We start from the raw sequence: 17562 nt of genomic DNA on the forward strand, positions 1-17562 counted from the left end.
GTCCCGCTCTGCGGGGTGGTCTCGGCTGGGGTGTGCTTGTCCCGCGTCGTGCCGCGGGGGCGGGGGGGCGGGCGGGGCCGCGCGCGGCGCCGGCCCCCCCCCCCCCCCCCCGGGCCGGTCGGGGACCGGCCCGGATCCTGTCCGGATCCGGTGGTCCCCTCCGGGAACCTCACCGGGACCGGCGGCGTCCTCGATGCCGCCGGTCCCGGGTCCGGCCGGTGACGGCCGGGCGTGCCGGGGGGTACCCGTCACCGCCGGTCAGTGCTTGCTGGCCCGCTCCATGCCGACGCCGGTGAGCGAGCGGACCTCGATCTCGGCGTACTTGCCGGCGCTGTACTCCTTGCTGAGCCGCGCGCCGATGAACCCGGCCAGGAAGCCGATCGGGATCGAGACGATGCCGGGATTGCTCAGCGGGAACCAGGCGAAGTTCGCGTCGGGGAACAGCGAGGTGGCGCTGCCCGAGACGACCGGCGAGAAGATCACCAGGACCAGCGCGGAGACCAGGCCGCCGTAGATGGCCGAGACCGCCCCCGCCGTGTTGAACCGCTTCCAGAACAGGCTGTAGAGGATCGCGGGCAGGTTGCCGGAGGCGGCCACCGCGAAGGCGAGCGCCACCAGGAACGCCACGTTCTGCCCCTGGGCGAGGATGCCGAGCCCGATCGAGATCGCGCCGATGACGAAGGCCGAGATCCGGGCGACCATGACCTCCTCCTTGTCGGTCACGTTGCCGCGCTTGAACACGTGCGCGTACAGGTCGTGGGCGAAGGAGGAACTGGAGGCCAAGGTCAGCCCGGCGACGACCGCCAGGATCGTGGCGAAGGCGACCGCCGCGATCACGGCCAGCAGGACGGTGCCGCCGACGTCGCCGAATATCTGCTTGCCGATCTCCTCGGCGAGCATCGGTGCCGCCGTGTTGCCCGCCTTGTCCTGCGCCGCGATCGCCTTGCCTCCGACGAGCGCCGCCGCGCCGAAGCCGAGCACCAGGGTGAGCAGGTAGAAGACACCGATGATGCCGATGCCCCACAGGACGGACTTGCGGGCGTCCTTGGCGGTGGGGACCGTGTAGAAGCGGATCAGGATGTGCGGCAGGCCGGCGGTGCCGAGCACCAGCGCCAGGCCCAGGCTGATCAGGTCGATCTTGCCCGCGAGGCCCTGCGCCTCGGTGCCGTACTTCAGGCCCGGCGCCAGGAAGGCGTCGCCCTTGCCGCTCTGCGTGGCGGCGTCGCCCAGCAGGCCCGACAGGTTGAAACCGTAGTGGGCGAGCACCAGCAGGGTGATCAGGGCGGCGCCGCCCATCAGCAGCACGGCCTTGACGATCTGCACCCAGGTGGTGCCCTTCATGCCGCCGATCACCACGTAGACGATCATCAGGGCGCCGACGCCGATGATGGTGAGCGCCTTGCCCGTCGGCGAGGTGACGCCGAGCAGCAGGCCGACCAGCGCGCCCGCGCCGACCATCTGGGCCAGCAGGTAGAAGATCGACACCGTGATGGTGGAGACGCCGGCGGCCGTGCGGACCGGGCGGGGGCTCATCCGGAAGGCCAGCACGTCGGCCATGGTGAACTTGCCGGAGTTGCGCATCAGCTCGGCGACCAGCAGCAGCGCCACCAGCCAGGCGACCAGGAAGCCGATCGAGTACAGGAAGCCGTCGTAGCCCGACAGCGCGATGATGCCGGCGATGCCCAGGAAGCTCGCGGCCGACATGTAGTCGCCGCCGATGGCCAGGCCGTTCTGCACGCCGCTGAAGCCCCGGCCCCCGGCGTAGTAGTCGGTGGCGTCCTTGGTGTTGCGGCTGGCCCAGAAGGTGATCCCCAGCGTCACCACGACGAAGAGCAGGAACAGGATCGTGGACAGCGTCTGGCTGCTCATTCGCTCTTCCCCTCGGTGTCGTGGCGGATCTCGTCGGCCAGCGGGTCGAGCCTCCTGCCGGCGAAGCGGGAGTAGGCCCAGGCGATGCCGAACGTCGACACGAACTGGAGCAGACCGAAGATCAGCGCCACGTTGATGTTGCCGATGACCTTCGTGCCCATGAAGTCACGGGCCCAGGCCGACAGGATGACGTACAACAGGTACCAGGCGAGGAAAGCGGCCGTCATCGGGAACGCCCACGCCCGGAAACGGCGCCTCAGCTCCTGGAACTGTTCGCTGGCCTGAATCTGTTCATAGACCGATGAATCGTGTTGCCTGGCGGTCACAAGACCTCCCACAAATGTGATCTGGATCACGGACAACGTAGGGGGCGACGCTACCCTCCGTGGAGACCCGTACGCGGTCTCTTCGCCGAGGCGCCGCCGAGTCGCGTTCAGTTGGATATGTCCTGCGGTGAAAGGTCCGTCTTGTACGACGAACGGTCACCGGAGCCGTCCGGCCGGTCACCCGCGGATGGGGCGCGGTGTCATCCGGTGACGGACCGGGCCCGTCCCCGGAGGGCGTGACCCCCGGCGCAGCACACCGTCAGGCCCACCAGGACCAGCAGGGCGCGGTAGTCGACCACCGACACCAGCGCCGCGCCCGCGAGCAGGGAGAACAGCTGGGTGACCCCGGCCAGGGACTCGAACGCGGTGGAGACCCGTCCCACCAGGTGACCGGGGCTGCGACGCTGCACCAGGGTCGCCCTGGCCACCCCCTCCATGGTCAGCCCGGCACCGGCGACCGCCATCGCGGCCAGCACGACCGTCTCGGCCGGGACCACCCAGGACAGGATCGCCACGCCGTACAGCACGATGCCCGCGCCGATCACGAACAGCTCTCCCCTGCGCGCCATCAGCGCGGGACCCCGCAGTCCCCCGGCGATCGCCCCGAGCCCCATGGCCACGGAGGTGAGCGCGGTGAACTCGGGCGACCTGCCGAGCCCGTGCTCGATGACGGCGAAGATCAGCGACTCGGTGGCCCCGGCCAGCGTGAACATCAGGCAGGACGCCCCGGCCGCGCGGCGCAGCGGCGGGTCGGCGGACAGGTGCCGCGCCCCGGCCCAGAACTCCTCCCTGACCGGCCGGGTGCGCGGGACCGGACCGGCGCCCGGGGCGCCTCCCGGGACACCGCCCCGGGCACCTCCGGGGGCGCCTCCCGAGACGGTTCCCGGGGCGCTTTTCACAGTGCCTCCCGGGGCGGGGCGGGCCGCGGCCGCCACCGGCAGCGCCGCGAAGACCGTGGCGGCCACCAGGAAGGTGACCACGTCGAACAGCACCAGCGCGCCGATCCCGAACGCGGCGTGGATCGCCACGCCCAGCAGCGGCCCGACCAGGCGCAGCCCCTGCCGGGTGGTGTGCAGGGCGCCGTTGGCCTGCCCGAGCAGCCGCTCGGGCAGCATGGTCTTGAGCAGCCCGCCGAGCGCCGCGAAGATCACCGCGTACGAGCAGCCCATGGCCGCGGAGACCGGGTAGACCAGCCAGAACGTGTCCGGCCCGGTGACCGCGACCAGCGGGAGGAGCGCGACCCCCGACAGCAGGCAGGTGACCACCAGGAGCCTTCTGCGGTCCGTACGGTCGATCAGGTACCCGAAGAAGGGCGACAGGCAGAGCGGGAGCGTGAAGAAGAACAGGGTCAGGCCCGCGGCGCCGTCCGAGCCGGTGAGCCTCTTGGCCAGGATCGCGGGGATCAGCAGCAGCGAGGCGTCACCGAGCAGGCTGACGGCCATCCCGACGTAGACGAGCCTGAACCGGGGCAGCCTCAGGACCTCAGGCGTCACCGCCGGCCGGAGAGCCGGCGCACCGGCCGGTCCCGGGACGGCGCACCGGCGGCGCCGGCGACACCGGCGACACCGGCGACACCGGCGACACCGGCGACACCGAGAGCACCGGCGACACCGGCGGCACCGCCGGTCCCGGCGGGCGCCTCACCATCAAAGCCGATAAGTAACAAACCTAATCAAAGCAGCCTAAATAAACCCTCATAACGGTCATTCCGCCATAGGTCGCCGGACCCGTCAAGAGGACCGGGGCCGCCAGTCGCCCCGGTCCAGGTCGAGGGTCTCGGGGGTGTGCAGACGCACCATGGTCCGCGCCACGTTCGGCGGGATCCGCGACGGCGTCAGCAGCGAGGCCACCACCATGACGAGGAACGCGATCGGGACCGTCCAGGCCGCGGGCTGGGCCAGCAGCGCGCCGAGCAGGCCGGAGTGCGGGCCTCCGCCGATCGTCATCAGCACCGCCGTGCAGGCCAGGCCGCCCCCGGCGAGCAGCCCGGCCATCGCGCCCGCGGGCGTCAGCCGCCGCCACCAGATGCCCAGCACCAGCAGCGGGCAGAAGGAGGAGGCCGCCACCGCGAACGCCAGCCCCACGACGTCGGCGACCGGCAGCGAGCGGGCCGCGGTGGCCAGCGCCAGCGGCACGATCACCGCCAGCACCGCGGCGGCCCGGAACGAGCGCACCCCGCCCTTGAGGATGTCCTGGCCGATCACCCCGGCGACCGAGACCGTCAGCCCGGAGGAGGTCGACAGGAACGCCGCGAACGCCCCGGCCGTCACCAGCGCCGTCAGCAGGTCGCCGGCCACCCCGCCGATCAGGTGGCCGGGCAGCGCGAGCACCACCGTGTCGCTGCCCTCCAGCTCCGGGACGTAGATCCGCCCCAGCGCGCCGTAGACGGCCGGCAGCAGGTAGAACGCCCCCAGCAGCGACAGGACCACCAGCGTGGTGCGGCGGGCGGCCCGGCCGTCGGGGTTGGTGTAGAACCGCACCAGCACGTGCGGCAGCCCCATGGTGCCCAGGAACGTGGCCAGGATCAGCGAGTAGGTCGAGTACAGGCCGTACTCCCGGTCACCGGCCAGCGGCAGGGCCCAGACGGCCGCGTCCCGCGCGCTCAGCCCCGGCGCCCCGCCGTCCCGCCAGGCCAGCAGCAGGAAGACCAGCGGCACGGCCAGCGCGGTGAGCTTCAGCCAGTACTGGAACGCCTGGACGAACGTGATCGACCGCATGCCGCCGGACATCACGTTCACCGCGACCACCGCCGCCACCAGCAGCCCCCCGGCCCAGTCGGGGGCGCCGGTGATGGCCCGCAGGACCAGGCCGGCGCTCTGGAACTGCGGCATCAGGTACAGCCAGCCGATCAGCACGACCAGCACCCCGGCCATCCGCCGTACCGCCATCGACTCCAGCCGCGCCTCGGCGAAGTCGGGCAGCGTGTACGCGCCCGAGCGCCGCAGCGGCGCCGAGACCAGCACCAGCAGCACCAGGTAGCCGCCCGTCCAGCCGACCGGCAGCCAGAGCATGTCCGCGCCGTAGGTGAGGATCAGCCCGGCGATGCCCAGGAAGCTCGCGGCCGACAGGTACTCCCCGCCGATGGCGGAGGCGTTCCACAGCGGGGAGACGGTGCGCGAGGCGACGTAGAAGTCGGAGGTGGTCCGCGACAGCCTGATGCCGAACGCGCCGATCAGCACCGCCGCCAGCACCACCAGCACGACCGCCGTCACCCCGTACGCGGTGCTCATCCGACGCCTTTCCGCGGGTTCGGGAGGGCTCCGGGCCCCGGGCGGGGGGTCAACGGGCCCGGTCCACCAGCTCGGCGAAGTGGCGCTCGTTGCGCTCCGCCTGCCGGACGTAGAGCCAGGCGCCGATCACGAACGCCGGGTAGATCAGGCCGGCCAGCACCGCCCAGGGCAGCGGGATCCCCAGCAGGTGGACCGCGCGCAGGTCGGGCACCAGCAGGAACAGCAGCGGCAGGCCGCCCACCACGCAGGCCAGCACCGTGCAGACGAACAGGGCCAGCCGGAACTGGGTACGGATCAGCGAGCGCATGTAGACCTCGCCCAGCCGGGTCTGCTCGTCGATCTCGCGGGTGACCGGGTAGCGGGGGTGGCGCGGGGCCAGGGTCCGGGGGCTCGTCACCACCTCGCGCCGGGGCCGCTCGGGCTCCCGGCGCGGCCGGTCGGGATCCTTCCTGGAGCGCTCGGAGTCCCTGCGGGAGCGGTCGGGGTCCCGGCGGGACAGCTCGGCGATCCAGCGGCGCGGCTCGGCGCCCCGCTCGGGCTCGGACTCGCGGCTCACTCGGACCGGCCCTTGCGCGCCCGGCGGACCAGCAGGTCCCGCAGCTCGCGGGTGTGGCGCCGGCTGACCGGGATCTCGGTCTCGCCGATGCGGACCACGCACCGGCCCGAGTCGATGTGCAGCTCGTCGATGTGCTTGACCGCGACCAGGTGGCTGCGGTGCACCCGGACGAACCCGGCCGAGGCCCAGCGCTCCTCCAGGGTGGCCAGCGAGATGCGCACCAGGTGGCTGCCGCCCGCGGTGTGCAGGCGGGCGTAGTCGCCCTGCGCCTCGACGTAGCGGACCTCGGTGCTGGCCACGAAGCGGGTGACGCCGCCGAGCTCGACCGGGATGGTGTCGGGGTCGGTGCGGCCCGCGGCCTCGCTCTCCGGCAGCTCGGCCGAGACGAACACCCGCCGGATGGCCTCGGCCAGCCGCTCCGGCCGGACCGGCTTGAGCAGGTAGTCCTCGGCCTTGATCTCGAAGGCGTCGACCGCGTGCTCCTCGTAGGCCGTCACGAAGACCACCCGGGGCGGGTTGGCGAACTGGGAGAGCAGCCGGCCGAGCACCACCCCGTCCAGGCCGCGCATCCGGATGTCGAGGAAGACCGCGTCGATCGGCCGGCCGTCGGCGATCGCCCGGTCCAGGACGCGCAGCGCCGCGGCCCCGTCCCTGGCCAGGGAGACCTCCGCGATCCGGGGGTCGTCCCGCAGCAGGTAGGCCAGGTCCTCCAGCGCGGGAAGCTCGTCGTCCACCGCGAGGACGCGCAGGCCGGTCACGGTCACCCCTCCGGATCGTTCACGTGGGAATTTCTGAGGGTGATGAATCAGACATCGCCTGTCAACTCTTCGTGGTCGCGAGCGGGGCCCCCGACGGCGGACGTGGTGGTCACCGGCCGGCCGGGCTCGGGTTCAACGGGCCGAGACACCCGGATGATACTTCGGCAGGCGGACGCTGACCTTCGTGCCCGCCCCCTTGGCCGTCTCCGCCACCAGGCCGTACTCGTCACCGTAGACCTGGCGCAGCCGTTCGTCCACGTTGACCAGCCCCACCCCCCCGGCCCCGGAGCGCTCGTCGGCGTCACCGGCCAGGATGCGGCGCAGGCGGGCCGGCTCCATGCCGACGCCGTCGTCCTCCACGCTGATCCGGCACTCGGCCCCGGCGTCCTCGGCGATGATCGAGATGCGCCCGACCCCCGGCTTGCTCTCCAGCCCGTGCTGGACGGCGTTCTCCACCAGCGGCTGCAGGCACAGGAAGGGCACCGCCACCGGCAGCACCTCCGGGGCGATGCGGAGCGTCACGTGGAGCTGGTCGCCGAAGCGGGCACGTTCCAGGGTCAGGTACCGGTCGATCGAGCGCAGCTCCTCGGCCAGCGTGGTGAACTCCCCGTGCCGCCGGAAGGAGTAGCGGGTGAAGTCGGCGAACTCCAGCAGCAGCTCGCGGGAGCGGTCCGGGTCGGAGCGGACGAAGCTGGCGATCGTGGTCAGCGAGTTGTAGATGAAGTGCGGGGAGATCTGCGCCCGCAGCGCCCGCACCTCGGCCTCCATCAGGCGCGTCCTGGACCGGTCGAGCTCGGCCAGCTCCAGCTGCGAGTCCACCCAGCTGGCGACCTCGTGGACGGCCCTGACCAGCCCGGCCGAGGCGTGCCCGCCGTACGCGGCCAGGGAACCGACCACCCGGCCGTCGGTGGTGAGCGGCACCACCACGGCGAACCTGATCGGGCACTCGGGCAGGTCGCACGAGACGACCTCCGGGCCCAGCACCCTGGTCCGCCCCCCGGCGAGGGTCCTGTCGGCGTGGGTGAACGCGTCCCGGGCGTGGTGGTCGCCCTCCCCGTCGTAGACCAGCAGCCGCTTCTCGTCGGTGATGGCCAGCGCCGGGGAGCCCAGCAGCTCGCGCAGGTACCGGGACGCCTTCTGCGCGCCGGCCTCGGTCAGCCCGGCCCGCAGCGGCGGCGCGGCCAGCGAGGCGGTGTGCAGGGTCTCGAACGTGGCCCGCTCCGCCGGGCTGCTGCCCAGCTCCCGGCGCCCGCGCAGCACCCGCCACAGCACCAGCGCGGGCACGCCGACCAGGGCGATGACCAGCAGCACGGCGACGACGGGTTCCACGCTCCGGACCTTATACTCCTCGTCCCGTCCGTGCCTCGTCCATGGAGATCACGGAGCTTTCCTCATCAGGACAGGGGCGGTGAGGACTCGGTCCCGTGCCCGTACGGGGTCTCGAAGCGGGCCAGCCAGGTGGTCAGGATCTCCTCCAGCCGCGCGGCCTGCCCGGGGGGCAGCTCGTCGAGGAGGCGGCGCTCGTTGCGCATGTGCTCGGCGAACGCCCGGTCGATCAGCTCCCTGCCCGCGACGGTGAGCGCGACCACCCTCCCCCGGCCGTCGCTCTCGCTGCGACGGCGGGTGACGAGCCCGTCGCGTTCGAGCCGGTCGACGCGCTTGGTCATCGCGCCGGTGGTGACCATGGTGAAGGCGGCGAGCTCGCCCGGGGCGCGCTCGAAGGGCGGGCCCCCGCGCCGCAGGGTGGCCAGGACGTCGAAGTCCCCCTCCGAGAGCCCGTACCTGCGGTAGACGACGCAGAGCTGTTCGGTGAGGTGCCCGGCCAGGCGGTGCAGGCGCCCGATGACCCCCTGCGGGCTCACGTCCACATCCGGGCGTTCGCGGGCCCACTCCCGCTGGATGCGGGCCACGTGGTCCAGGGGTTCGCTCATGGGACGAGCATAGCTTCCATGGAAGCTATATTGTCTTCCATGGAAGGTAATTTCCGGTGGGTGCCGGTCACGGCGCTGGCGCCGGTCGCGTGGGGGACGACCTACTTCGTCACCCACCGTTTCCTGCCGCCCGACCACCCCCTGTACGGCGCGGCCGTCCGGGCACTGCCCGCGGGGCTGCTGCTCCTCCTGGTCGCCCGGAGGCTTCCGCGCGGGTCGTGGTGGTGGCGGTCGGTGGTCCTGGGGACCCTCAACATGAGCGCGTTCTTCGCGCTGATCTACCTCGCGGCCCAGCTGCTGCCGACGAGCGTCGCCTCGACGATCATGGCGACGTCGCCCGTGGTGATGATGCTCCTGGCCTGGCCGCTGCTGTCGGAACGCCCGCGGGTCGCGCACCTGGCCGGAGCGGGCGCCGGTGTCACCGGGGTGTGCCTCATGCTGTTCACCGGCGTGGCCGCCGTCGACGCCCTCGGCGTGCTCGCCTCGGTCGCGGCCATGGTGATGTCGTCGATCGGTCACGTGCTGGCCAAGAGGTGGAACGACGCGGACACCGACGTGACGGCGTCGACCTCCTGGCAGCTCATCGCCGGCGGGGTCGTCCTGCTGCCCTTCGCCGTCGTGCTGGAGGGCCCGCCGCCGGAGCTGGACGGACCCGCGCTCCTCGCGTTCGGGTACGTCACCGTGGTGGCCACGGCCCTGGCCTTCGTCGCCTGGTTCGCCGGGCTGAGGCACCTGCCGACGGGCACCGTGGGACTGGCCGGGTTGCTGAACCCGGTGACCGGGGTGCTGCTCGGCACGACGGTCGCCGGGGAGGCGCTCACCGCGCGGCAGCTCTGCGGGCTGGCGCTGACCCTGCTCGGGGTCCTCCTGGGGCAGCCCGCCGCGGCCCGTCTGGTGGCGCTCGTCCGGAGCCGGGCGGGACGGGGGGCCGGGTCGCGCGGCGCGGCGGAGGCTCAGCCGTCCGACGGGAGGGAGCCGTCCAGGGCCTCGCGGACGCGGCGGGCGTAGGACTCGGCCTCGGCCGGGTCGTCGTACTTCGTCCGGGGCCAGAAGAAGCCGCGCAGGCCGTCCTTGCGGTTGCGCGGGACGACGTGGGCGTGCAGGTGCGGGACGCTCTGGCTGATCCGGTTGTTCATCGCCACGAACGTGCCGCCCGCCCCCAGCCCCCGCTCCACGGCGCCGGCGACGGCGCGGACGCGCTCGAAGAACGGGCCGACCAGCGGCACCGGGAGGTCCGTCAGCGTCTCGGCATGGGCGCGCGGGACCACCAGCACGTGCCCCTTGAAGACCGGCCGGACGTCCAGGAAGGCCGCGCCCACGTCGTCGGAGAAGACGACGTGGCCCGGGCGCTCCCCGGCCGCGATGGCGCAGAACAGGCACTCCTCATCCGGCATCACGCCAGGATAGGGCAGGACCGGCCGTCGTTCCGGACCCGCCGGACCCGCCGGATGCGTGGACGGCGCGGCCGGCGCGGCCGGCGCGGAGCGCGGGCCGGGGGCACAGCGGTGCGGGTGCCGTGGCGGTGGTCACCAGCCGACCTTGGCGCTCCCGGAGATCAGGGATCTGGCGATGACCATGCGCTGGATGTCGTTGGTGCCCTCGCCGATGGCCATCAGGGGCGCGTCCCGGTAGAGCCGCTCCAGGACGAACTCCTGCGAGTAGCCGTACCCGCCGTGGATCCGCATGGCCTCCATGGTGGCGCGCAGCGCGACCTCGGACGCGAAGTACTTGGCCATGGCGGCCTCGGAGTTCACCGCGCCGCTCTCGGAGCGGACCGCCGCCCAGTAGGTCAGCAGCCGGGCCGCCTGGATGTCGGTGGCCATGTCGGCGAGCTTGAGCTGGACGGCCTGGAAGCCGGCGATCGGCTGCCCGAAGGCGTGGCGCTCGCGCGAGTAGCTCAGCGCGGCGTCGTAGGCGCACTGGGACAGGCCGACCGCGCGGGCCGCGATGTTGACCCGGCCGAGCTCCAGCGCGGACAGCGCCTGCTGCATGCCCCGCCCCTCGGTCCCGCCGAGCAGCGCCGACACCGGGACGCGCACGTCCTGCAGCACGATCTCGCAGGTCTCGGTGCCCTTGTAGCCGAGCTTGGGCAGGTCCCGGCTGACGGTGTAGCCGGGGGTGCCGGCCTCGACGAGGATCAGCGACATGCCGCGGTGCGCCGGGTCGGTCAGCGAGGTCTTGACCAGCACGGGCATCGGGTCGGCGTGCCGGGCGTTGGTGATCCAGGTCTTGGTGCCGTTGATCACGTAGTGGTCGCCGTCACGGACGGCCCGGGTCTGGATGCCCTGCAGGTCGGTGCCGGCCGCCGGTTCGGTCAGCGCGATGCCGGTACGGCGGGCACCGGTGGCCAGGTCGGGCAGGTAGGCGTCCTTCTGCTCCTCGGTGCCGTACCTGGCGATCATCCAGGAGGCCAGCGAGTGCGAGCCGAGCACCCCGGCCACGCCCATCCAGCCGCGCGCGATCTCCTCGAAGACCAGGGCGAACGACACCCGGTCCAGCGCCAGCCCGCCGTACTCCTCGGGGATCGTGATGCCGAACAGCCCCATCCGCCCGAACCCCTCGACGATCTCCGTGGGGTAGCGGCCGGTCCGTTCCCACTCGGGGGCGACCGGCACGATCTCCTTGTCGACGAACTCCCGCAGGGTCCGGCGGAACAGCTGCTGTTCCTCGTTGAGCTCGAAGTCCATCGCGAGGTCCTTTCGGAAGGAGGCGCCCCTCAGGGGGTGAGCGGGCCGTTCTTGGCCTGCGGGAAGTAGTTCTTGTCGTGCGGGGCGTCGCGGCGGTAGACCATCACCGCGCGGCGCCAGGACATGACCTCGTCGCCGTCCTGGTTGAGCCCGCGGGTCCGGCAGGTGACGATCCCCGCGTACGGGCGGGACCTCGACTCGCGCTTCTCCACCACGATCGACTCCGCGTACAGGGTGTCGCCCAGGAAGACCGGGTGGGTGAGCCTGATCTCGTCCCAGCCGAGGTTCATCAGGGCGGTCTGGCTGACGTCGATCACCGAGAGGCCGAGCACGACGGCCACGGTCAGCCCGGAGTTGACGATGATCCTCCCGACCGGGGCGCGCGCGGCGAAGTGGGCGTTGAAGTGGTTCTGGTTGGTGTTCATCGTCAGCAGGGTGAACCAGGTGTTGTCGGCCTCGCTGATCGTGCGGCCGAGCGGGTGCCGGTAGACGTCGCCGACGACGAAGTCCTCGTAGTACCGGCCCAGGCCGGGTTCGTGCACGGTCACGGTCTCTCCCCTGGACGGCGGGACCTTGACGCTAATCGTCTGACGTTTTACCGGTCAATGGCCCGCTCGGGCATTTCTTCCCCCGTGTCCGGTACGGAACCGCGGGCCGCTGGGTCCCGGCCGGCGAGGGCGGGGTCCCGCGGTTCCGCGCCGTGCCCGGCGGGATCGGGACCCGGACCGGGACCGGGACCGGGACCGGGGGCGGGGGCGGGGGGCCGCTCCACGCTCGGGTAGTAGACCGTCCTGAGGTTCTCCAGGTGCCTGCGGGTGGCCTCGCGGGCGCCCTCGGCGTCCCCGGCCTCGACGTGGCGCAGCACGATCCTGTGCTCGCGGTCGATGGCGTCGAGGGCGGCGCGGGGCGCGCGGTCCCGGACGAAGCGCCCCTCCAGCACCTCGAAGACCGGCCGGGCCACGATCTCCAGCAGCGGGTTGCCCGCGGCGCGCAGGAGCACCACGTGGAAGTCGCGGTTGGGCGCGAAGACCTCCCCGGCCGCGCGGCCGCGCGCGCCGGCGATGCAGTCCCGCAGCGCCTCCAGGTCGGTCCCGGTACGGCGCAGGGCGGCCAGCCCGGCCGCGGGCACCTCCAGCAGCTCCCTGATCTCGGTGAGCTGGTCGATGCCCGGCCGCATCATGTCAACGCTGGTCTCCAGGTAGGCGCTGATGTGGTCGGGGTCGGGGTGGGCGACGAAGCTGCCCCCGGCCGTCCCGCGCACGGTCCTGATCAGGTTCTGGCTGGTCAGCAGCCGCAGCGCCTCGCGGACCGTGCTGCGGCTGACGCCGTACCCGGCGCACAGCTCGGGTTCGACGGGCAACCGGTCCCCCGGCCGGAACTCCCCCGAGACGATGCGACGGCGCAGGTCCGCGGCGAGTGCCTGGTAGGCGGTCACCCGGCGATCGTAGGGGAAAGCGCCTCACAGCGGCGCGTCCCGCGACCGCCGCGGCCGCACCCGAGGGGTTAGCATTCACGCTGACGGCGATGCGGACGGGCCGGAAGGCCGGAGCGCGAGGAGAAGACCGGTGGAGCAGGTCGTTCCCTACGACGAGTGGCGGGCGGGTGCCGCGGACCCTTCCTTCAGCGAGTGGCTGCGCTCGCTGAGCGAGCCCGAGTGGACCGCGGTGGTGAACCATCCGTTCGCCGCCTCGATCACCCGGGGCGACGTCCCCGACGCCGCGATGCGGCGCTACCTGATCCAGGACCTGCAGTTCGTCGACTCCTTCACGGCCCTGCTCGGCGCGGCCGTGGCCAGCGCGGACACCTTCGAGTCACGGGTGCCGTTCGGCCGCTTCCTCGGACAGACGGCCACCTCGGAGGAGCTGACGTACTTCGACCGGGCCCTGGAGGCGCTCGGCGCCACCCCCGGCGACCTGACCTCCCCCCGGCTGGAGCCGGTCACCGAGGAGTTCCGCGCCCTGATGGACGAGGCCAGGCGCAGCCTGGACTACCCGACCGTCCTGGCGCTGCTCTGCGTGGCCGAGTGGTCCTACCTGGGGTGGGCGAGCCGGGCCACCGGGCCGCTGCCGCGGAACTTCGTGCACCGCGAGTGGATCGAGCTGCACGAGGGGCCGGAGTTCCGCGCCTGGGTGCAGTTCATCCGCGGCGAGCTGGACCGGCTGGGGCCCCGCCTCGGCGAGGAGGAACGGCTCCGCGTGCTCGACGTCTTCCGCCGTGCCGTACGGCTGGAGCGGCGCTTCTTCGACATGGCCACCGAGTCCTGATCGCCCCCGTCACCGGTCCGGGCCGGGCGGGTCCGGGGGGGCGGAGCGGTAGACCCCCTCGGCGTCCACCTGGGCGGCCTGGACCTCCTCGTCGGGGGCGTACAGGCGGATCTGCACGCCGTCGGGGTCGGTGAAGCCGAGCGCGTGACCGGCCGAGGCCCTGATGAGCGGAGTGTGCGGGACGCCCAGCTCGTCCAGGCGGGCGACCCAGGCGTCGAGCCCCTCCCGGGTGACCTGGAGCGCGAAGGGGTCGGCGTCGCGGAGGGCGGCGGCCAGGGCGGGGTTCTCCCGCAGCGCGATCTGGAAGCCCGCGCCGGGGACGAGGAGGCTCACGCCCCTGATCACGCCGTCGTCGTCCTGGAAGCTGATGTGGTGCTCCAGGCCCAGCACGCGTTCGTACCAGGCTCGGCTGCGCTGCAGGTCGCTCACCCAGAGCTTGAGATGGTGCACACCGGTCAGGACGGCGTTCAACTCGTCTCCTCAGGAGTCAGGCGTCGTGGTGACGGTCGTGGTGAAACGGTGGTTGCAGAACCTCTCGCGGGCCTGCGCGCGGGTACGGCGCCGCTCGGACTGCTCCCGGTCGAGCCCCTCGAAGCTGTCGAAGCCGAGCCTGGCGGTGCCCGGGCCGTCCGGCGCGAGCCGGGTCGTGAAGACGATCCGCCCGCGGGGCGGCAGGTGGCTCCCGGCGGCGCACCAGACGCCGTCGGCGTGCTCGCGGCAGGCCAGCACGGCGAGCCGCCTGCCGGTGCCGTCCAGGAGCGTCGCCGTGGCGGGGCCCCGCGCACCCCGGGGGAAGCGGCCTCCCACCCAGAAGTCACCCCAGTAGGGGGCGAAGGAGGGGGTCAGGGTCATCGCGTAGTCGAGCGTGTAGGAGACCCGGCCACCATCACCGGCGCGGGGGACGGCCCCGGCCACCAGCTCGATGCCGATCAGCGGCTCTCCCCGGCACTTCTTCGCCGCGGTGACGCAGCTCGCCTGGGCCTGTGGCGGCACCAGGGCCGCGGCGACGAGAACGAGACCGGCGACGATCCCGAGAGCACGGCGCATGCGACCTCCGGTGTGTCCTGCCCCGAGAACGTGTCCTGCTTCCAGAACGCTACATCCGGCGGGGCTCCCTCGCGTCCACGATGGACGGTTCGCCCTTCCGGCCGACGGGACATCGTAGGCGCGTCCGGCCGCAGGGCGGGGAGAGCCCGCCGGGATCCTCCACGAGGTCCGAGGGACCCCGACAGGCGACCGGTCCTGACCGGACCCGGGAGCTGACCGGGCACCGGCGGGCACCGGCGGGCACTGATGGGCAGCTGGCGGACCCGGGTGGGCGCTGGCGGACCCGGCCGGGCACTGAGCGGGCACTGAGCGGGCACTGAGCGGGCACTGAGCGGGCGGAGTGCCTCCGGGGCCCCGGACCCGGGCGGGCGGAGTGGAGGGGGTCCGCCGCCCACCCGGAAACGGTCAGATTACCCCGAGAAGTAAGCGTTAGGCTTAACAGAGCTTTACTTCGTGCTATTTCGCTATAAATCCAGCAATTCTCGATATTTTGGAGTGCGGGGTCAGCGCTCGCCGGGACCCGGGACCGGCCCCTCGTCCTCGGCCTCGTCCCTGGGCTCCACGTACGGCTCCTGCTCGGGCGGGTGGCCCGCCACGATCTGGCGTCCCCGCATGAGCTCGGCGTCGAACTCGGCCCCCAGCAGCAGGGCCATGTTGGACAGCCAGAGCCAGACCAGGAAGACCACGACGGCGCCCAGCGTGCCGTAGGTCTTGTCGTAGGAGCCGAAGTTGGCGACGTAGAGCGCGAATCCGGCGGAGACCACGACCCACAGGAGCACCGCCAGCAGGCCACCGGGGCTGATCCAGCGGAAACCCGGCTGGCGGACGTTGGGCGCGGCCCAGTAGAGCAGCATCACCAGCCCCGTGGCGATCAGGACCAGCACCGGCCACTTGGCGTAGTCCCAGACGGCGACCGCGGTCTCCCCCACACCTAGCGCGTTCCCCGCCAGCTCGGCCAGCCTGCCGGTGAAGGTGACGGCCACCGCCCCGGCGGCCATCAGGACGACGAACACCAGCGTCAGCCCGACCCGCAGCGGCGTCAGCTTCCACAGCGGGCGTCCCTCGCGGATGTCGTAGATCGCGTTCCCGGCTCGGACGAAGGCGGCGATGTAGCCCGACGCCGACCACAGGGCGACCAGCAGGCCGACGACGGCCAGGACGCCCCTGGCGCCGCCGCTGCCGCGCAGCTGGGTGATCTGGTCGCTCACCAGCTTCGTGACGTCGCCCGGGGCGAGGATCGCGACCTGGGCCAGGATGCTGGAGATCACGTCCTGGCCGACCAGGCCCAGCAGGGAGACCAGCACGATCAGGCCGGGGAAGATCGAGAGCACCCCGTAGTAGGTGAGGGCCGCGGCCCAGTCCGGCAGACCGTCCTCCTGGAACTCCGAGACGGTGCGCTTGAGCACCCCCCACCAGGCCCGCCTGGGCAGCTCCGAGGGGGTCCGGGGGACGAGAGCGAGCCGCCCCCGCGAAGTGTCGGGAGCGGCTCCGCCGGCGCTGCGGGACATCTACTTCTTCTTGCCCCGCCGCAGGATCCTGAAGAGCACCAGGGCGATCGCGGCCATCACGGCCGCGGTCGCGACGGGACGCTTGCCCGCCTCGGTGGTGACCCTGCCCGCCGCGTCCTTGATGTCGACGGGGCTCACCTCCTTGACCCGGCCGACGACCTCGGGAGCCGCCTCCCTGACGCGTCCGACCATCTCCGGGGCGGCGGCCCTGACCCGTCCCACCATCTCGGTGGCGCTGCTCGCGGTCGCCGCGCCCACCTTGCGCAGGTCGTCGACCTTCTGGCTCGCGGTCTCCTGGAGCCGGGCCTTCACGTCGGTCTTGTGCACCAGTGCCTCCACGGTGTCGCCGAGCTCTCGGCGTGCCTCCTCGATGTCACGACGCACGCTCTCGGCGTCGTTCCCGTCGTCGCCGACGGTCTTTCCGATCTTCGCCTCGGTGCTGCCCGCACCGGTGTTGGCGTACGGGGTGGTGTCCGCCGGGCCCGGGACCGCGCTGAGCGCCTCCGGGGACCGGGCCACACCGTCGCGCCGGGACGCCGCGGTGCCGGGGTCGTCCTCCTCGTCGGACGCGTCGTCCGGCTGCCGGGGCGGGATGTTCAGCGACCCGCTCTCCTCCGGCGTCACGGGCTCGCCGACCTCTTTGCGGCGGGCTCCGGTGGTTCCGGCCTCGGGCTGGGGACGCGCCCCGCCCGGGTCTGTCTCAGTCATCGGTGCGCCCTCTCTTTCACGGCGTCGATGTCGTCCTTGACGCTCTCGATGGTCCGTTCGGGGGTCGGCGGCACGGCCTCGGTGACCTGGCGCTTGCCGAAGAAGCCGAGCGCTCCGGCCACGACCAGCAGTACCGCGCCCACGATCGCCGCCGCCGCCCAGGCGGGCAGGACCTGCGCCAGCAGCAGGACCACCGCGGCGACCAGGCATCCGCCCCCGAACAGGGCCACGACCCCGGCGCCGCCGAACAGTCCGACGCCGATCCCGGCGTGCCTGCCCTTCTCGGTCAGCTCGATCTTGGCCAGGCGGAGCTCGTCCCTCACCAGCCGCGAGACCTGTTCCGACATCTGCCGGATCAGCTCGGACGTGGGCAGCGACTCCTTGGCATTGGTCATGGCGTGCCTCCTCCCCTACAGGACAGGCGTCTACCCACTCCGGCCACGGCAAACATCGTCCCGCGGCCGTGATCAAGGGATCGGCGGGCGGGGCGGGGACGTGTCGGGGCACGCGCCGGGGACCGCACCGTCCCCGGGCCGCGGGACGCCCGCCCGGGAAGGACACGCGGGCGGGCCGCGTCCCCCCGCGTCCCCCCGCGTCCCCCCGCGTCCCCCCGCGTCCCCCCGCGTCCCCCCGCGTCCCCCCGCGTCCCCCCGCGTCCCCCCGCGTCCCCCCGCGTCC

19 protein-coding genes are annotated in these 17562 nt (G+C 72.7%); 2 read left to right on the forward strand and 17 right to left on the reverse strand.

All coding sequences use genetic code 11. The annotated features are described in order from the left end of the window. Positions 1-258: 258 nt before the first annotated feature. The 8 genes from ACIBCT_RS26145 to ACIBCT_RS26180 all read right to left on the reverse strand — a co-directional run bounded on the left by ACIBCT_RS26145 (position 259) and on the right by ACIBCT_RS26180 (position 8670). A complete protein-coding gene (locus ACIBCT_RS26145) occupies positions 259-1869 on the reverse strand; it encodes a cation acetate symporter (RefSeq protein WP_399192812.1) in 1611 nt (536 codons plus the stop codon). Continuing rightward, positions 1866-2225 carry a DUF485 domain-containing protein gene (locus ACIBCT_RS26150; protein WP_399192814.1) on the reverse strand — a complete coding sequence of 120 codons (360 nt, stop codon included), beginning with the start codon at positions 2223-2225 and terminating at the stop codon, positions 1866-1868. Before ACIBCT_RS26150 ends, ACIBCT_RS26145 begins: the two co-directional genes overlap by 4 nt. A 170-nt stretch (positions 2226-2395) precedes the next feature. Beyond that, a complete protein-coding gene (locus ACIBCT_RS26155; protein ID WP_399192816.1) occupies positions 2396-3688 on the reverse strand; it encodes an MFS transporter in 1293 nt (430 codons plus the stop codon). Positions 3689-3925: 237 nt separating this feature from the next. Then, positions 3926-5425 (reverse strand): cation acetate symporter, encoded by a 1500-nt coding sequence (locus ACIBCT_RS26160; protein ID WP_399192818.1) that lies wholly within the window; start codon positions 5423-5425, stop codon positions 3926-3928. A 49-nt stretch (positions 5426-5474) separates the two neighbouring features. Next, entirely contained in the window at positions 5475-5981 is a 507-nt protein-coding gene (locus ACIBCT_RS26165) for a hypothetical protein (protein ID WP_399192820.1), read from the reverse strand. Further along, positions 5978-6739: a LytR/AlgR family response regulator transcription factor gene (locus ACIBCT_RS26170; protein ID WP_399193224.1), complete on the reverse strand. Its 762-nt coding sequence runs from the start codon at positions 6737-6739 to the stop codon at positions 5978-5980. The genes ACIBCT_RS26165 and ACIBCT_RS26170 overlap by 4 nt, the downstream gene beginning before the upstream one ends. 132 nt (positions 6740-6871) lie before the next feature. Further along, positions 6872-8068, reverse strand: a complete 1197-nt coding sequence (locus tag ACIBCT_RS26175) for a sensor histidine kinase (RefSeq protein ID WP_399192822.1) — start codon at positions 8066-8068, stop codon at positions 6872-6874. Positions 8069-8133: 65 nt separating this feature from the next. After that, positions 8134-8670 carry a MarR family winged helix-turn-helix transcriptional regulator gene (locus tag ACIBCT_RS26180; protein WP_399192824.1) on the reverse strand — a complete coding sequence of 179 codons (537 nt, stop codon included), beginning with the start codon at positions 8668-8670 and terminating at the stop codon, positions 8134-8136. 39 nt (positions 8671-8709) lie between these two features. Here ACIBCT_RS26180 and ACIBCT_RS26185 point away from each other — a divergent pair, with 39 nt between their 5' ends. Beyond that, positions 8710-9678: an EamA family transporter gene (locus ACIBCT_RS26185; RefSeq protein ID WP_399192826.1), complete on the forward strand. Its 969-nt coding sequence runs from the start codon at positions 8710-8712 to the stop codon at positions 9676-9678. Here ACIBCT_RS26185 and ACIBCT_RS26190 read toward each other — a convergent pair. From ACIBCT_RS26190 to ACIBCT_RS26205, 4 genes are all read right to left on the reverse strand, one after another. Beyond that, the gene (locus ACIBCT_RS26190) at positions 9624-10064 is read right to left on the reverse strand and encodes an HIT family protein (protein WP_399192828.1); all 441 of its coding nucleotides are present in this window, start codon (positions 10062-10064) and stop codon (positions 9624-9626) included. The two genes, ACIBCT_RS26185 and ACIBCT_RS26190, sit on opposite strands and share 55 nt — an antisense overlap. Positions 10065-10196: 132 nt before the next feature. After that, positions 10197-11357, reverse strand: coding sequence for an acyl-CoA dehydrogenase family protein (locus tag ACIBCT_RS26195; protein ID WP_399192830.1), 1161 nt, complete (start codon positions 11355-11357; stop codon positions 10197-10199). Positions 11358-11386: 29 nt separating this feature from the next. Then, complete coding sequence (locus ACIBCT_RS26200; protein ID WP_399192832.1) at positions 11387-11905, reverse strand: MaoC family dehydratase; 519 nt, start codon at positions 11903-11905, stop codon at positions 11387-11389. Positions 11906-11952: 47 nt separating this feature from the next. Then, positions 11953-12792: a FadR/GntR family transcriptional regulator gene (locus ACIBCT_RS26205; RefSeq protein WP_399192834.1), complete on the reverse strand. Its 840-nt coding sequence runs from the start codon at positions 12790-12792 to the stop codon at positions 11953-11955. Between the two features lie 130 nt (positions 12793-12922). Here ACIBCT_RS26205 and ACIBCT_RS26210 point away from each other — a divergent pair, with 130 nt between their 5' ends. Beyond that, positions 12923-13621, forward strand: a complete 699-nt coding sequence (locus ACIBCT_RS26210) for a TenA family protein (protein WP_399192836.1) — start codon at positions 12923-12925, stop codon at positions 13619-13621. Positions 13622-13630: 9 nt separating this feature from the next. On the opposite strand, the gene ACIBCT_RS26215 is transcribed toward ACIBCT_RS26210, so the two are convergent. The 5 genes from ACIBCT_RS26215 to ACIBCT_RS26235 form a co-directional block, all read right to left on the reverse strand. After that, positions 13631-14092 (reverse strand): VOC family protein, encoded by a 462-nt coding sequence (locus ACIBCT_RS26215; RefSeq protein WP_399192838.1) that lies wholly within the window; start codon positions 14090-14092, stop codon positions 13631-13633. 9 nt (positions 14093-14101) lie between these two features. Then, a complete protein-coding gene (locus tag ACIBCT_RS26220) occupies positions 14102-14668 on the reverse strand; it encodes a hypothetical protein (RefSeq protein ID WP_399192840.1) in 567 nt (188 codons plus the stop codon). Positions 14669-15171: 503 nt separating this feature from the next. Next, a complete protein-coding gene (locus ACIBCT_RS26225; RefSeq protein WP_399192842.1) occupies positions 15172-16176 on the reverse strand; it encodes a YihY/virulence factor BrkB family protein in 1005 nt (334 codons plus the stop codon). Then, positions 16177-16884: a DUF3618 domain-containing protein gene (locus tag ACIBCT_RS26230; RefSeq protein WP_399192844.1), complete on the reverse strand. Its 708-nt coding sequence runs from the start codon at positions 16882-16884 to the stop codon at positions 16177-16179. Further along, positions 16881-17279, reverse strand: a complete 399-nt coding sequence (locus ACIBCT_RS26235; RefSeq protein WP_344900402.1) for a phage holin family protein — start codon at positions 17277-17279, stop codon at positions 16881-16883. Before ACIBCT_RS26235 ends, ACIBCT_RS26230 begins: the two co-directional genes overlap by 4 nt. Positions 17280-17562: the final 283 nt, after the last annotated feature.

Origin of the sequence: Streptosporangium sp. NPDC050855 (genome assembly GCF_044456585.1) — a bacterium.
GTDB lineage: Bacteria > Actinomycetota > Actinomycetes > Streptosporangiales > Streptosporangiaceae > Streptosporangium > Streptosporangium longisporum.

Coding starts and splice junctions, on each gene's coding strand:
- ACIBCT_RS26195 (WP_399192830.1), bottom strand. CDS start 11,357: ATGGACTTCGAGCTCAACGAGGAACAGCAGCTGTTCCGCCGGACCCTG.
- ACIBCT_RS26220 (WP_399192840.1), bottom strand. CDS start 14,668: ATGCGCCGTGCTCTCGGGATCGTCGCCGGTCTCGTTCTCGTCGCCGCG.
- ACIBCT_RS26180 (WP_399192824.1), bottom strand. CDS start 8,670: ATGAGCGAACCCCTGGACCACGTGGCCCGCATCCAGCGGGAGTGGGCC.
- ACIBCT_RS26230 (WP_399192844.1), bottom strand. CDS start 16,884: ATGACTGAGACAGACCCGGGCGGGGCGCGTCCCCAGCCCGAGGCCGGA.
- ACIBCT_RS26235 (WP_344900402.1), bottom strand. CDS start 17,279: ATGACCAATGCCAAGGAGTCGCTGCCCACGTCCGAGCTGATCCGGCAG.
- ACIBCT_RS26185 (WP_399192826.1), top strand. CDS start 8,710: ATGGAAGGTAATTTCCGGTGGGTGCCGGTCACGGCGCTGGCGCCGGTC.
- ACIBCT_RS26225 (WP_399192842.1), bottom strand. CDS start 16,176: ATGTCCCGCAGCGCCGGCGGAGCCGCTCCCGACACTTCGCGGGGGCGG.
- ACIBCT_RS26145 (WP_399192812.1), bottom strand. CDS start 1,869: ATGAGCAGCCAGACGCTGTCCACGATCCTGTTCCTGCTCTTCGTCGTG.
- ACIBCT_RS26160 (WP_399192818.1), bottom strand. CDS start 5,425: ATGAGCACCGCGTACGGGGTGACGGCGGTCGTGCTGGTGGTGCTGGCG.
- ACIBCT_RS26190 (WP_399192828.1), bottom strand. CDS start 10,064: ATGCCGGATGAGGAGTGCCTGTTCTGCGCCATCGCGGCCGGGGAGCGC.